The organism is Nonomuraea sp. NPDC049695 (genome assembly GCF_040674955.1).
GTDB lineage: Bacteria > Actinomycetota > Actinomycetes > Streptosporangiales > Streptosporangiaceae > Nonomuraea > Nonomuraea helvata.
In genome coordinates this window covers 228,879-242,249 of record NZ_JBFANV010000003.1, presented here as the reverse complement: position 1 = coordinate 242,249, position 13,371 = coordinate 228,879, and the positions used below count along the sequence as shown (strand labels likewise).

The following is a 13,371-nucleotide window of genomic DNA, read 5'->3' as shown; positions in this document are numbered from 1 at the left end:
CGCTACGGGTTGGTCATGGTGTGCTGCGCTTTGGGGTGCTGGGCCCGTTGGAGGTCTGGTCGGAGGACAACTCGCCCGTCCGGGTGGCCGAGCCCAAGGTGCGCGCGCTCCTGGCCGACCTGCTGGCGCACGGGGGCGGGCCGATCTCCGCCGACCGGCTGATCGACGACCTCTGGGGCGCACGGCCCGGCCGCAACCCGGTCGGCACCCTCCAGGCCCGCGTCTCCCAGCTGCGCCGCTCGCTCGGCGACCCCGGTTCGGTCGTGCGGGATCCCGCCGGATACCGCCTGGCCCGTGCCGACTCCGACGCCCTGCGCTTCCAGTCCCTCGTCGAGCGGCGCTCCCCGAGTCTCCGTCAGCGTGCCGCCGAGCTGGAGGAGGCCCTGCGGCTGTGGCGCGGGTCCGCGTACGCCGACTTCGCCGACGCCGGCTTCGCGCGCGCCGAGGCGGCGCGCCTGGAGGAGGCGCGCCTGGCGGCGCTGGAGGAGCAGGCGGAGGTACGGCTGGAGCTGGGCGAGCCCGTGGACCTGGGCGATCTGGTGGCTCGCCACCCGCTGCGCGAACGGCTGGTCGCCTCGCACATGAAGGCGCTCTACCGGGGTGGGCGGCAGAGCGAGGCCCTGGCCGCGTACGGCGAGTTGCGGCGGAGGCTGGGCGAGGAGCTCGGGCTGGACCCGTCGCCTGCGCTGACCGAGCTCCACCAGGCCGTCCTGCGCCAGGACCCGAGCCTGACCCCGCGAGACCAGGCGCACGGCTCGCCCACCGGCACGCCCGCGCCCCGCACGAACCTGCCCGCGCCGCTCACCGAGCTGATCGGCAGGCAGGCGGAGCTGGCCGAGGTCCGTGCGCTGCTGACCACCTCCCGCCTGGTGACGCTCACGGGGCCGGGCGGCGTCGGCAAGACCCGGCTCGCCCTGGCCGCCGCCTCGGAGGCCGCCTCGGACGCCGCGGATTTCCCCGACGGCGGGTGGCCCGATGGAGTGTGGCCCGATGGCGTGTGGTTGGTCGAGCTGGCGGGCGCGGTCGATGTGGCCGAGACGGTCGCGGCCACGCTCGGCGTGCGGGACGACTCCGCCGACGCGCTGGCGCCCAGGCTGGCGGGCGCGCTGGCCGGCAAGCGCATGCTGCTCGTCCTGGACAACTGCGAGCACCTGGTGGAGCAGGTCGCCGAGCTGGTCTCCGCCCTGCTGCGGGCGGCCCCCGGGCTCCGCGTGCTCGCCACGAGCCAGGAGCCGCTGGGCGTGACGGGCGAGCACGTACGCGTGGTGCCGCCCCTGCCCGAACCCGAGGCCGTACGGCTCTTCACGGCCAGGGCGAACGTCGAGCCGAGCGAGACCGTGGCCACCGTCTGCAGGAGGCTCGACGGCATTCCGCTGGCGCTGGAGCTGGCCGCCACCCGGGTACGCGCTCTCGGGGTGAAGGAGCTGGCGGACCGGCTGGACGACCGGTTCAGGCTGCTCAGCGCCGGCACGCGGGACGCGCCCGCCAGGCAGCGCACGCTCCGGGCGATGATCGACTGGAGCTGGGAGCTGCTCTCCGAGCCCGAGCGCGTCGTGCTGCGGCGGCTGGCCGTACACGCTGACGGGTGCACGCTGGACGCGGCCGAGGAGGTGTGCGCCGAGCCGGGCGTGGACGTGCTCGACACGCTGGCCAGGCTGGTGGACCGGTCACTGGTCGTACGCGTGCCGGGGCCGCGCTTCCGGCTGCTGGAGTCGGTGACGGCGTACTGCGTGGAGCGGCTGCGCGAGGCGGGGGAGCACGAGGCGATCAGGGAGCGCCACGCCCGCTACTACACCGCCCTGGCCTCGCGGGCCGACCTCAGGGGGCCGGGGCAGCGCGAGTGGCTTGCGCGGCTCGACGCCGAGAGCGCCAACCTCCGGCTCGCCGTCGCGGGGCCCGAGCCGCTTCGGCTGGTCAACGCCCTCGCCTGGTACTGGGTCCTGCGCGGCCGCCTCCACGAGGCCCGCCGCTCCCTCGCGACGGCCCTGGCCACCCAGGGCCCACCCACCCCACCATCGGCCACCACCGACGTCGCACCGGCCATCACCACCACCGCCGCCACCGCTGGCCTTGCAGCGGCCGCCACCGGCCTCAGCGCCATGAGCGGCGCCAGCCCCACCTGTGCCAACGCCGCCACTGGCTCCGAGGCCGTTGCCACCGGCACCGGCACCGGCGGCATCGCAACCTCCGCCGAGGTCGGTGTGGAGGCCGTCGGGGCGGCTGGGATGTCGGCGTTCCCGTCCGGAGAGGCGGCGCCATCGGCGGCGGTGTCTTCCGGGGCGGTGCCTTCTGGGGCGGTGCCTTCTGGGGTGGCGGTCGAAGCGGCGCGGGCTTCGGTGTGGCTGGCGGGGATCGAGCTGCTGATCGGCGGGCCGGCCTCGTCGGTGCGCCGTGCCGATCTCGATCCGGCGGGCGTCGCGCTGGCCGATTGGTTCCTGAGCCACGTCCGGTGGGCCTACGGCGACAGGCAGGCGCACGAGGCGGCGGCCGAGCGGGCGCTGGCGGCGTACCGGAAGTCGGGCGATCGGTGGGGTGTGGCGGCGGCGCTCTGCCTGCGCGGCAAGCTCGCCGTCGGCCGGGGCGACCTGGCGGCGATGGAGCGGGACGGAGAGCGGGGCCTGGAGATCTTCGGGGAGCTGGGCGACGCGTGGGGGCAGATGGAGGCCATGGACGTGCTCGACCGGGCGGCCGAGATCCGCGGGGACTACGCCAAGGCCGCCCGGCTGCGTGAGGAGGCGCTGCGGCTGGCCGAGGAGCTGGGGTTCGAGGTGTCGTTCAGGCTGGCCGCCCTGGGCAGGATCGCGATGTTGTCGGGCGACTACGAGCGGGCCGACGACTATCACGAGCGCGCCAGGCGGGTGGCGGTCGAGCAGTCGTACAAGTCGGCCGAGGAGAACGCCGTGCTCGGCCTGGCCATGAGCGCCAGGCGGCAGGGCAGGCACGAGCAGGCGGAGTCTTACCTGCTGTCCCTGCTGGACTGGCTGCGGCAGGTGCGGGGGACGCCGGGGATCGCGTTCGTCATGGCGGAGCTGGGTTTCGCCGCCGAGCAGCGCGGCGCCGCGGCGACGGCGCTGGCCAGGCATCGCGAAGGGTACGAGGCCGCGCGGGCGACCGCTGACCCCCGCGCGGTCGCGCTGGCACTCGAGGGCCTGGCCGGAGCCCTGTCGCTCACGGCCGACCACCGTTCTGAGACGTCGCTGGAGGCGGCGAGGCTGATCGGGGCGGCCACCGCCATCCGGAAGGCGGTGGGAGCGCCCCTGCCGCCGGGTGAGCGGCTGGATGTGGAGCGGATCAGCCGGAGGCTGCGCGCCGTCCTGGGGGACGAGGGGTTCGAGCGGGCTCTAAGGGAGGGGGAACTCGGCGACCACTTCCCAGGCGCCCTCGGCGGAGGGGCCCGCGTAGAGTCTGCCGCCCAGCGCCTCCACCCGCTCCGCCATCCCGACCAGCCCGAACCCGCCGCCGAGGCGGGAGACGCGCGAATCTGACGCGGCCCCGTAGTTCCGCACCCGCAGCACCACCGTCTGCTCGTGACGCCGCAGGCTCGCCTCGACCCAGGCGGTGCGGGAGGCGTGCTTGCGCACGTTCGTCAGCGACTCCTGGAGCACCCGGTGCAGGGTGGTCATGACCTCCGGCGGCAGCGTGCGATCGTCCAGTCCCGGCCCGATCTCGAACGCCACCTTCGGCCCGTCGTTGGAGAACCGGTCGGTGAGCATCCGCAGGTCGGCCAGCGTGACGCCGGGCTTGCGGGCCGGGTCGTCCTCGGTACGCAGCACCGTGACCATGCGCCGCATCGAGGTCAGCGCGTCGGATCCGGCCGTGGCGATGGCCTCGAGCGCGGGCGCGACCGCCTCGGGGCTGGTCTCGGCGACCGTACGGGCGGCCTGGGCCTGGACCACGATGCCCGTGATGTAGTGGGCGACCAGGTCGTGCAGCTCCCGGGCCAGTTCGAGCCGTTCGGCCCGCCGTACCGAATGGACGGCCTCGGTGCGGCGCTCCTGCCCGAAACGGAGGTAGCCGCCGATCCCCGCCGCCGTCGACCACCCCGCGAACAGCAGGAACGAGAACACCAGCCCCGCGTTGTGGTACTGGCGGCAGGCGGCCTCGGTCATCAGCACGATCAGCCCCACGCACGCGAGCACCGCCGCCCGCCGGACCGGCTCCACGTGCCGGAGCACGCCGATGATCAGGATGAGCAGCGATCCGGTCTCCGCCATGCCGGGCGCGCCCATGAGCGTGGTGGTCCCGAGCACGATCGACGTGCCGAAGGACAGGGCCAGCATGGCGCTGAATCCTTCGAGCCGGTACCTGCGCCGCAGCACCACGGCCGCCATCCCGGCCACGCCGCAGAAGGGCACCAGCCACTGGAGGCCCCCGGTGCCCGCGGCCAGCACGAGATCGAGCAGCAGCATCATGCCCAGCCAGCCGATCATCGCGATCTCGCTCAGCCGGCGGATCCAGTACACGATGCGCTTGTTCTCCCCCACGGCCTCGAGCCTAGGCCGGAAGTCGGACATGTCGTATCGACCGTTCGGCCGAGCCGGGGCGCCGGAGACCAGTCCTTCAGCGGAGGCGGCGGCCAGGGGGCATCGCCGATGCTGGGATGTGTCGGAAGGGGACAGGAAATGGTTGTCATCGGGTTCGTGCTGCTGGGTGTCGGGCTGGTGGTCGGAGTGCTGCTCGCGCTGGCCGACCCCGTGCTGCTCTCCCGCATCAACGGGGAGGCCGCGGAGGGCGGCAGCGGCCGGTACGTCGAGGCGGACGTCGTACGGCTCGAGCGCCGCCAGGACCGCGACGAGCCGCGGGCGGCCTGAGTACCTGGCTCGCGCGGGCATGGTGCGCGAGCCGTCGCGGGGCCGTTGGGGGACGGCGTCGCGCGGGGCGGCCCGCGATCCGGAGGGGACGGATCGTGGGCCGACTTCCGTTAACGTGGCTCTATGAGCAACGGTTTTGAGACGCTGGCCATCCACGCAGGTCAGGAGCCCGACCCGGTTACAGGCGCGGTCGTTCCGCCGATTTACGCGACGTCCACGTACAAGCAGGACGGCGTGGGGGGCCTGCGTTCCGGCTATGAGTACAGCCGCTCGGCCAACCCAACGAGGACGGCGCTCGAAGAGGCGCTGGCGGCGGTGGAGGGCGGCGTGCGCGGGCTGGCGTTCGCCTCGGGGCTGGCCGCCGAGGACACCCTGCTGCGCACGGTGTGCAGGCCGCAGGACCACGTCATCATCCCCAACGACGCGTACGGCGGGACGTACCGGCTGTTCGCCAAGGTCCAGCAGCGCTGGGACCTGCACTACGACCCGGTCCCGCTGCACGACCTCGACGCCGTCGCGGCGGCGATGACGCAGAAGACGAAGGTCGTCTGGGTCGAGACCCCCACCAACCCGCTGCTCGGCATCGCCGACATCGCCGCGCTGGCGCAGCTGGCCCACGACAACGGGTCGCTGCTGGTGGTCGACAACACGTTCGCGTCGCCATACCTGCAGCAACCGCTGTCTCTGGGGGCGGACGTCGTCGTCCACTCGACCACCAAGTACGTGGGCGGGCACTCCGACGTGGTCGGCGGGGCGCTGGTCACCGCCGACCGCGGGCTGGGGGAGGAGCTGACCTACCACCAGAACGCGATGGGGGCGGTGGCGGGGCCGTTCGACGCGTGGCTGACGCTGCGCGGGCTCAAGACGCTCGGTGTACGCATGGACCGCCACTGCGACAACGCCGAGCGCGTCGTCGACCTGCTGCTCGCGCACCCTCGGGTGACCGAGGTGCTCTACCCGGGGCTGGCCGAGCACGCCGGGCACGAGGTGGCGGCCAAGCAGATGAAGCGGTTCGGGGGCATGGTGTCGTTCCGCGTCGCCGGGGGCGAGGCGGAGGCCGTGGAGGTGTGCAACCGGGCCAAGCTCTTCACACTGGGCGAGTCGCTGGGCGGGGTGGAGTCGCTGATCGAGCACCCGGGGAGGATGACGCACGCCTCTGCGGCGGGGTCGCCGCTGGAGGTGCCCAACGATCTGGTGCGGCTGTCGGTCGGCATCGAGACCATCGACGACCTGCTCGCGGACCTCACGCAGGCGCTCGGGTAAGCGTCCGGAGCCCTCAGCCGGTCGGGACCACCATCAGGAACAGGATCACCAGCCAGATCACGGACAGGAGCCCGCTGATCGCGGCGATCCGCCCGTTCTGCACTTTCGCGTCGTCCTCGGCGCTCTCGCTCGAGAGCGCCCGGACGGCGGTACGCAGATCGCGGTCGATGATGACGAGCAGCACCGCGGCCACGATGAACAGCGTCATCGAGGCGGTCATGTACCACTTGCCGAGGAGCCCTTGGCCGATGACCGCGCCGAGCGCCAGCCCGAACACGAACACGCCAAGGGTGCCGAGGCTGTAGATCCTCGTCAGGCGCTGGACGAACTGCAGCGCGGACACGTTCTTGTTGCGGATGACGCGCGGCGCGGCCATCGTCGCGGCGGTGACCGGGCCGATGGTGAAGATCGCGAAGCCGATGTGCAGCCAGAGAAGCAGGGACGACATGCCGCTGAGACTAGTCGCCGACGATCTCGGTGGGAGACTCGACACTCTCTTTGCTCTGCGCGGAGCACCACATGATCACTTCTGTGACCACGACGGCGACGATCATCAAGACGATGAGGAGAACCGTGGCTATCATGGGCACCCCTCCTTCCCCATGTCGGACTTAAATATCGTCCGTAATGACTAGACGTCCGTGCAACGGAATAAGTTCGCCCCGGGTAAGGTTGTGCACTGTCTTTTCTTCGCGCCGTTAGGGCACAAGGGGGTGCCATCCGTGGCCATCAGTCACGTCGAGCCGTACACCGATGAGTGGCTGCAGCAGCCGGCCAGTTACGTACGGCAGGTCATCGACGTACTCGGACCTGAGGTGGCGGACTGGTGGGAAGGCCCCTGCGATCCGCGCGACGCCACTGTCCGGCTCAGCGACGGCACCGCACTGGTGTGGGACGAGGAGAGCGGCTGGCGCCTGGGCGCGTTCGTCTCGGGCGGCCGCGGCGCCCACACCGAGCTGAACGGCATCCGCTACCTGGGCCACGGCCTGCTGCCCAAGCCGGAACGCGTGCCCACGGCCCTCAGCGACGCGAGGGCCGGAGTCGGCGCCAGCTCGGCCTGGCGCCCCTGCTACCGCTCCCACCGCAACTGCCGCGACGGCTTCGACGTGGCCCTCGCCTTCTACGCCGGCCTCATAGGCGCCTGACACCGCCTCGCTCGCGAGACGGATCGAGAGCAGGTCAGGGCTTGGACCTCGAGGAGAGGCCCAAGCCAGGGCGACTCAGCAGCCGTCGGTCACGTAGCAGCCCTTCACGTACCACTTGCCGCTGTAGTAGGCACCGCTCGTGGCCTTGCTCGTGCCACCCTTGACGGCCAGGCCGCCCGGCACGTAGGAGCAGGACGAGGTGGAGCAGAAGTAGCCGTAGACCCGGAAGTAGGTCTCAAGCCCGCTCGTGCACTTGACGCTCACGGAGTGGTCGGTGCTCCCGGTCTTGGAGCAGCCGCTGATCGCGGCCGCAGGGGAGGCGGTGCTGCCGATGAGGGCGGCGGCCCCGAGGACGGGGTCATTTCAGGCCGGTCAGGCGGCACAGTGCGGCGAAGCCGTCGTCGGTGCCGGGCCAGTGGCGGCGTACGGGGTCGATCCCGGCACGTCGTACGACCGAGCGCAGCACCACGGTGACCACGATGGCGTCGTCGGCGTAACCGAGGACCGGGATGAAGTCGGGCACCAGGTCGATGGGCATGGCCAGGTAGGTCAGCAGCAGCACCAGTCGTACGCGCACCCCACGGGGCAGGCCGGGGTCGGCGGCGAGGCGGCGGACCAGGCGGAGCACGTCGGGGAGCAGCCGCAGCGCCTCGCGGAGCATGCCGCCGCGCGGACGTGCGAGCGCCAGCGCCGCGATCAGCGCCGCCCAGGCGACGAGCAGCGCGACCACCAGCCCGATCAGCAGATCCCATCCCCACGAGCCGGTCATGCCGGCCCGTTCCCATGCGTCTCCACGCCTGCCGTGGCGTTCGCGGCGAGTGCGGCCTGCTCGGTGAGTGCCAGGTGGAGGAGGTGGGCGGTGCCGTCCTGCCGACACACCCGGTCAAGCAGCCGGCGCACCTGCCGTACGGTCTGCTCGCGCTCGGGCGGCAACCATCCTTGGTCGGCCGGATCGTCGGTCACGCCCTGATGTTACATCCGTAACAAAAGGGCACAGACGACGCATGGCATGCCGTATCAGCTCGGGCAAGCTGCCCCTTCACATCGACGTGAACCTGACCGATCGCGATCAGGACGCGACCGCGCGGGATCACCCATTCGACCGCAGGCGTTCGGCCAGGAACTCCTCCCAGGTCCGCTTGCCCACGTCGGCTCCCAGGGAGAGGTTCTCGCCGTTGCGGTACGCGCGGCCGGGCTTTCCCGGCATCCGGACCGGCAGCAGCCACCGGCTCCGGCCCTGCGTGCGCAGGTATCCGCGGACCAGGTCGCCCAATCCGTACACCTCCGGCCCCGCCAGGTCGGGCACCAGGCCGGCGGGGCGGCCGAGCGTGAGCGCCACGAGCCGGTCCGCCACGTCGCGCGCGTCGACCGGCTGGAACCTGAGCCCACCCGGGATCGGCACCACCGGCAGCTTCGCCATCGTCCGCAGCACCTTCAGCACCAGGTCGTGGAACTGGGCGGCACGCAGCGTCGTCCAGGGCAGGCCGGAGCCGGTCACGGCCTGCTCCGCGCCCAGCTTCTGCCGGAAGTAGCCCAGGGGGACCCGGTCCGCTCCGATGACCGAGATGTACACCAGGTGTCCTACCCCTGCTCGCGACGCGGCGCGCACCAGGTTGCCGGTGGCCACGTCATCGCCCTTGGCGCCGCCCGCCAGGTGCAGGACGGTCCCGACACCGGACACCGCGGGCTCGATCCCCTCGCCCTTGAGCAGGTCGCCGGCCACGTACTCGATGCCGTCGCCCGGCTCGTGGCCGCGGCGGCTGAGCACTCGCACGTCGCAGCCGGCATCGCGCAGGAGCGGTACGACGATGCGCCCGAGGGTGCCGGTGCCGCCGGTGACCAGAATGGGTGATGTCATAGCTCCTCCAAAGCGGGGGTCGGCCCCGGTTTCATCGGCTCAGTTCCGTGCGTCTACCGTTATGAACCCGCGCGAAGAAGGAATGTGACAGGTGGACGAGCCCGGTTTGCTGATGGAGCGGTTCGACGAACATCGCGCCCGTCTGCGATCGGTGGCCTACCGGATGCTCGGCTCGGTCACTGAGGCCGAGGACGCCGTACAGGAGGCCTGGCTGCGCTTCAGCCTCGCGGACACGGGGCGCGTGGAGAACCTCGGCGGCTGGCTGACCACGGTGATGGCGCGCGTCTGCCTGAACGTGCTCCGCGCGCGCCAGCAGCGGCGCGAGGAACCTCTCCAGGTGCACGTGCCCGACCCGATCATCAGCCGCGAGGACGAGGGGCACCCCGAGCACGAAGCGGTGCTGGCCGACTCGGTCGGGCTGGCGTTGATGGTGGTGCTCGATACGCTGTCGCCCGCCGAGCGGCTCGCGTTCGTGCTGCACGACATGTTCGCCGTGCCGTTCGAGGAGATCGCCCCCATGATCGAACGGTCACCGGCCGCGACCAGGCAGTTGGCCAGCCGCGCACGCCGCAGGGTCCGCGGGCAGGCTCCGCCTCCCGACTCCGATCCCGCCCGTCAGCGTGACGCCGTCAACGCGTTCTTCGCCGCCGCTCGCGACGGCGACTTCGAGGCGCTCGTCGCCGTGCTCGACCCCGAGGTCGTGCTGCGCTCCGACGGCGGCCTCGCCCGCCCCCGCCAGAACGTCGTGCTCACCGGCGCGCGGAACGTGGCCGGACAGGCGGTCACCTTCGGCCGGCTCTCACCGTTCGCACGCCCGGTGCTGGTCAACGGGGCCGCCGGAGTCGTCGTCGCCAACAACGGACGGCTGGTGTCCGTCATGGCCTTCACCGTCACCGGCGGGAAGATCGTCGCCATCGACGTGCTGTCCGACCCCGAGCGCCTGCACCGGCTCGACCTGCCGGCACTCGGCTGAGGGCCCGTAGCCGCAGGGTCAGTGGTCGAGCACCAGCATGATGTGCTGGTGCTCGCCGTGCCGCACCGTGCCCGACCGCTGGAAGCCGTGCTTCTCCAGGAGCCGGACAGACCCGGTGTTCTCCTCGAACGGGTCGGCGTGGAGCGGGCGGGCCTTCTCCTGCTGCAGGAAGAGCTCCATGGCGCGGGTGCCGATGCCGCGGCCCCAGAACCGGCGGCCGAACCAGTAGCCGATGAAGCGTCTGTCCTCCTCCCACCAGGCCACCAGGTTTCCGGCCAGCTCGCCGTCCACCGTGACCGCCTGCACGAACACGGTGGGGTCGCCGAGGATCCGGGTGGTCCAGTGGCGGAGGAACGCCTCCCGGGGCCGGGGACGGAACTTCGACCTCCGGACCGCCTCCGGGTCGTGCTCCTGCTCCAGGAACACCTCCAGATCCGCCTCCACCACGTCTCGCAGCCGCACGTCGTCGCTCATGCCGAGCAACACTGCCAGACCCCACCGACAGTTCAGCGGGCGCGGCGCAGGCGGAGGAAGTCGCTGACCACGTACTCGCCCAGGCGCTCGGCACTCGGCGAGAAGACGCGCCCGCCGTTCCTGCGGGCCACCTCGTCCACGAACTCCTTCAGCCGGTCGTCCGCCGCCAGCATGAAGACGTTGAGCGTGGCCCTCCGCCGGGTCATCTTGTCGACCTCGGACAGCGTGAGCTCCAGGGTCTCGTGCGAGGGCGGCCACTCGAACGCCGACCTGCCGTTGCGCATGAGGTGGGCCGTGGGCTCGCCGTCCGTGACCACCAGCACCACCGGCTCGAAGTCGGGGTGGCGGTCGAGGTGGCGGCCGGCGATCAGGAGGGCGTGGTGCAGGTTGGTGCCCTGGACCATGTCCCAGTCGAGGCCCGCCAGCTCGTCCGGCTGCAGCACCCTGGCGTAGTTGGAGAAGCCGATGATCTGGACGGCGTCCTGCGGGAACTTGGACGCCACCAGGGCCTGGAGCGCCAGGGCCGTCTGCTTGGCGGCGGCCCAGGTGCCGCGCAGCGCCATCGAGTACGACAGGTCCACCAGGAGGCAGACGGCCGCGGCGGTGCGGCGCTCGGTCTCGGCGACCTCGAAGTCGTCCACGGACAGCCGCAGGGCTGTCCCCCCGCCGCTCCGCGGGGCGACGCCGCCGCTGCGCACGCCGTTCACCAGCGTGCGGACCACGTCGATGGGCTGCTCGTCGCCGAAGCGCCACGGCCTGGACGAGCCCGTGAGCTCTCCGGCCGAGCCCGCGTCGTGCTGGTCGTGGTCGCCGCGGCGGCCCGCGTCGAGCGAGGCGAACACGCGGCGCAGCGCCGTCTCGCCCAGGCGGCGGACCGCCTTGGGGGTGAGCTCGAGCTTGCCGCGGCGGCGCAGGAGGTAGCCCTGCTCCTCCAGCTCCCGCTCGATGCGCTTGAGCGCCTCCAGATCGTCCACGGCTGAGCGGCCGAGCGCACGGCGTACGGCGGCCTCGTCGATGTCGTCCAGCCGCGCGCCCGGGTAGTCCTGGCGCAGGGCGGTCTCCAGCTGGGTGAGGTCGGCCAGCTCCTCCAGGGCCGTGACGGCGTCGCCCATGGCCAGCGGCTCCTCGCCGGTGAGGCGCTCAGGCGCGTTCCAGGCCAGGTCGGGGCGGCGGGCGTACAGGGCCTCGCCGAGCCGGCGCATCTCGTCGGAGAGCCCGGCCTGGTCGAGGGTCTGGTTGATCAGGCCGGCGAGCTCCTCGCGCTGGCGCGGGGTCATCGAGGCCAGCATGCGCTGCGTGGCGGCGGCGCGGCGGGCCAGGATGTCGACGAGCTCTTCAAGGTTGCGCGGCTTTTCGGGGAACAGATCCCCATATTTCCCCATGAAGGCGTCAAAATCGGCCTGCGTGTGCTGGCCGCGGGCGTCCTTGTCCAGCATGTCGTTCAGGTCCGACATCATCTGCCGGACGCGCTCCATCGCCTCGGGGTCCGGGTTGGCGAGGGCGTCCCGCAGGCCCCTGAACTGGCTGTCCAGGACCTCCCGCCGCAGCAGGTCCCGCAGCTCCTCGAACGTCTGGCGCGCCGCTGACGAGCGCCATTCGTACGTGCTCAGCTCCTGGATCGCGCCGGCCGTGTCATCGGGCAGCGCGTCGAGCTCGGTCTCGCGCAGCCGCGCGTCGTCGGACGGGTCCGGGAACAACTCGGCCCGCTCCTGCCCGATGGCCTTGTCGAGCAGCGCCCGCGCCTTTTCGAGCGTGCCGTCGAGCCGCCCGCGCTCGCGCAGGTCGCGCCGGCGCCTGCGTACCTCCCTGAGCATGTCGTCGAGCCCCCGGCGGTCCTGAGTGCCGGGGAGCCCGCGCTTGAGCAGGTCGCGCAGGGCGTGGACCGGCGTCGAGCCGGAGAGGATCGCGTCGCCCATCTCGTCGAGAGCCGCCCGCACGTCGTAGGGCGGGGCGAGGGGGTCGGGGCCGTCGTGGTACTCGCCATAGCGAAAGGCCATCACGCACCCACGCTAACCCGATCCGCCCGGTTATGCGCCCCCGAAGGGCTTCTCCGCGGCTCCGGCTACGCGTCCCCGAAGACCTCCCACACCTCGTTCACGCCGTCGACGCCGGGCGTGTAGTCGATCTTCACGAGTACGGGGTGCTTGGCCGTCTTGAGTGCTCTGGTCAGGTCGGCAGCGGTGCACGACTTCTTGCCGAGCCCGTTCTTGTCGGCGTTGACCGGCTCCCCGGCCAGCCACGCGTCCCGGCACCGCGCGGTCGTCCGGTGGAAGGACGTGGCGTACGTGTACCCGAGCTTGACCTGCTTTCCGCCGGTCGCGAACAGGACGGTGCTGTCGTTGACGCGCTTCAGGGTGCCGCGGGTGGTACGCGACGCGGGCCACCCCTGGACCAGGAACTCGTTGATCCTGACCGCACGGGAGCCCTGGTACTCGACGCGGAGCGGAACGGGACCGCGGCTCAGAGAGTCGTCCAGGTCGCCGGGCTTGCAGGCCGTCCTGCCCAGCCCCTTGGCGTCAAGGGCCACCTGGCCCTCGGTCTCCTTCAGGTCGCAGGCCACCGTGACGCGGCCGTAGGAAGCGCGGGTGTAGCCGAGCCGCACCTCCTTGGCCCCTGCCACCACCTTGAGCCGGTAACCGACGAAGCCGTCCTTCCGCACGAAGCCGGCCGACTTGGGCACGACGCGCAGGTGCCCCGTGCCGTCGGCCCACGCGTACCCGTACACGACCTTGGTGGCCTCCGCGTGAGCAGGCACGGCGAAGCAGCCCATGGCCAGAGCGGTGGTACAGGCAAGCAGACGCATGGGCGGTCTCCTCCTCGGGGTGATCAGCTACCCACTTTGACGCG

14 protein-coding genes and 1 pseudogene are annotated in these 13,371 nt (G+C 72.0%); 5 read left to right on the top strand and 10 right to left on the bottom strand.

The window, feature by feature from the left end:
• The first annotated feature begins 20 nt into the window (after positions 1–20).
• Positions 21–3,485: a BTAD domain-containing putative transcriptional regulator gene (locus AB0J64_RS04640; RefSeq protein ID WP_364020552.1), complete on the top strand. Its 3,465-nt coding sequence runs from the start codon at positions 21–23 to the stop codon at positions 3,483–3,485.
• Here the strand turns inward: AB0J64_RS04640 and AB0J64_RS04635 are convergent.
• A pseudogene (locus tag AB0J64_RS04635) lies at positions 3,408–4,109 on the bottom strand (histidine kinase); the annotation flags it as partial. The gene AB0J64_RS04640 and the pseudogene AB0J64_RS04635 overlap by 78 nt on opposite strands.
• 513 nt (positions 4,110–4,622) lie before the next feature.
• On the opposite strand from AB0J64_RS04635, the gene AB0J64_RS04630 reads away from it, so the two are divergent.
• Positions 4,623–4,811 (top strand): hypothetical protein, encoded by a 189-nt coding sequence (locus AB0J64_RS04630; RefSeq protein WP_364020550.1) that lies wholly within the window; start codon positions 4,623–4,625, stop codon positions 4,809–4,811.
• Positions 4,812–4,934: 123 nt separating this feature from the next.
• Positions 4,935–6,074 carry a cystathionine gamma-synthase gene (locus AB0J64_RS04625; protein WP_364020547.1) on the top strand — a complete coding sequence of 380 codons (1,140 nt, stop codon included), beginning with the start codon at positions 4,935–4,937 and terminating at the stop codon, positions 6,072–6,074.
• Between the two features lie 13 nt (positions 6,075–6,087).
• On the opposite strand, the gene AB0J64_RS04620 is transcribed toward AB0J64_RS04625, so the two are convergent.
• The gene (locus AB0J64_RS04620) at positions 6,088–6,522 is read right to left on the bottom strand and encodes a hypothetical protein (protein WP_344992885.1); all 435 of its coding nucleotides are present in this window, start codon (positions 6,520–6,522) and stop codon (positions 6,088–6,090) included.
• A 10-nt stretch (positions 6,523–6,532) separates the two neighbouring features.
• Positions 6,533–6,658 carry a hypothetical protein gene (locus AB0J64_RS04615; protein WP_364020543.1) on the bottom strand — a complete coding sequence of 42 codons (126 nt, stop codon included), beginning with the start codon at positions 6,656–6,658 and terminating at the stop codon, positions 6,533–6,535.
• A 138-nt stretch (positions 6,659–6,796) separates the two neighbouring features.
• Between AB0J64_RS04615 and AB0J64_RS04610 the strand changes: the two genes are divergently transcribed.
• Positions 6,797–7,219 (top strand): DUF6292 family protein, encoded by a 423-nt coding sequence (locus AB0J64_RS04610; RefSeq protein ID WP_364020541.1) that lies wholly within the window; start codon positions 6,797–6,799, stop codon positions 7,217–7,219.
• A 75-nt stretch (positions 7,220–7,294) separates the two neighbouring features.
• Here AB0J64_RS04610 and AB0J64_RS04605 read toward each other — a convergent pair whose 3' ends face one another.
• From AB0J64_RS04605 to AB0J64_RS04590, 4 genes are all read right to left on the bottom strand, one after another.
• The gene (locus AB0J64_RS04605) at positions 7,295–7,483 is read right to left on the bottom strand and encodes a hypothetical protein (RefSeq protein WP_364020537.1); all 189 of its coding nucleotides are present in this window, start codon (positions 7,481–7,483) and stop codon (positions 7,295–7,297) included.
• A 94-nt stretch (positions 7,484–7,577) separates the two neighbouring features.
• Entirely contained in the window at positions 7,578–7,988 is a 411-nt protein-coding gene (locus AB0J64_RS04600) for a YkvA family protein (protein WP_364020533.1), read from the bottom strand.
• Positions 7,985–8,182, bottom strand: coding sequence for a hypothetical protein (locus AB0J64_RS04595; RefSeq protein WP_364020530.1), 198 nt, complete (start codon positions 8,180–8,182; stop codon positions 7,985–7,987). The genes AB0J64_RS04600 and AB0J64_RS04595 overlap by 4 nt, the downstream gene beginning before the upstream one ends.
• Before the next feature lie 127 nt (positions 8,183–8,309).
• Positions 8,310–9,077 carry an SDR family oxidoreductase gene (locus AB0J64_RS04590; RefSeq protein WP_364020527.1) on the bottom strand — a complete coding sequence of 256 codons (768 nt, stop codon included), beginning with the start codon at positions 9,075–9,077 and terminating at the stop codon, positions 8,310–8,312.
• 91 nt (positions 9,078–9,168) lie between these two features.
• Here AB0J64_RS04590 and sigJ point away from each other — a divergent pair, with 91 nt between their 5' ends.
• Positions 9,169–10,050: an RNA polymerase sigma factor SigJ gene (gene sigJ / locus AB0J64_RS04585; RefSeq protein ID WP_364020524.1), complete on the top strand. Its 882-nt coding sequence runs from the start codon at positions 9,169–9,171 to the stop codon at positions 10,048–10,050.
• Positions 10,051–10,068: 18 nt separating this feature from the next.
• Here the strand turns inward: sigJ and AB0J64_RS04580 are convergent, their stop codons facing one another.
• The 3 genes from AB0J64_RS04580 to AB0J64_RS04570 form a co-directional block, all read right to left on the bottom strand.
• Positions 10,069–10,524, bottom strand: coding sequence for a GNAT family N-acetyltransferase (locus AB0J64_RS04580; protein ID WP_364020521.1), 456 nt, complete (start codon positions 10,522–10,524; stop codon positions 10,069–10,071).
• 32 nt (positions 10,525–10,556) lie between these two features.
• Positions 10,557–12,521 (bottom strand): hypothetical protein, encoded by a 1,965-nt coding sequence (locus AB0J64_RS04575; RefSeq protein WP_364020518.1) that lies wholly within the window; start codon positions 12,519–12,521, stop codon positions 10,557–10,559.
• A gap of 65 nt (positions 12,522–12,586) precedes the next feature.
• A complete protein-coding gene (locus AB0J64_RS04570; RefSeq protein WP_364020515.1) occupies positions 12,587–13,327 on the bottom strand; it encodes a hypothetical protein in 741 nt (246 codons plus the stop codon).
• Between the last annotated feature and the right edge of the window lie 44 nt (positions 13,328–13,371).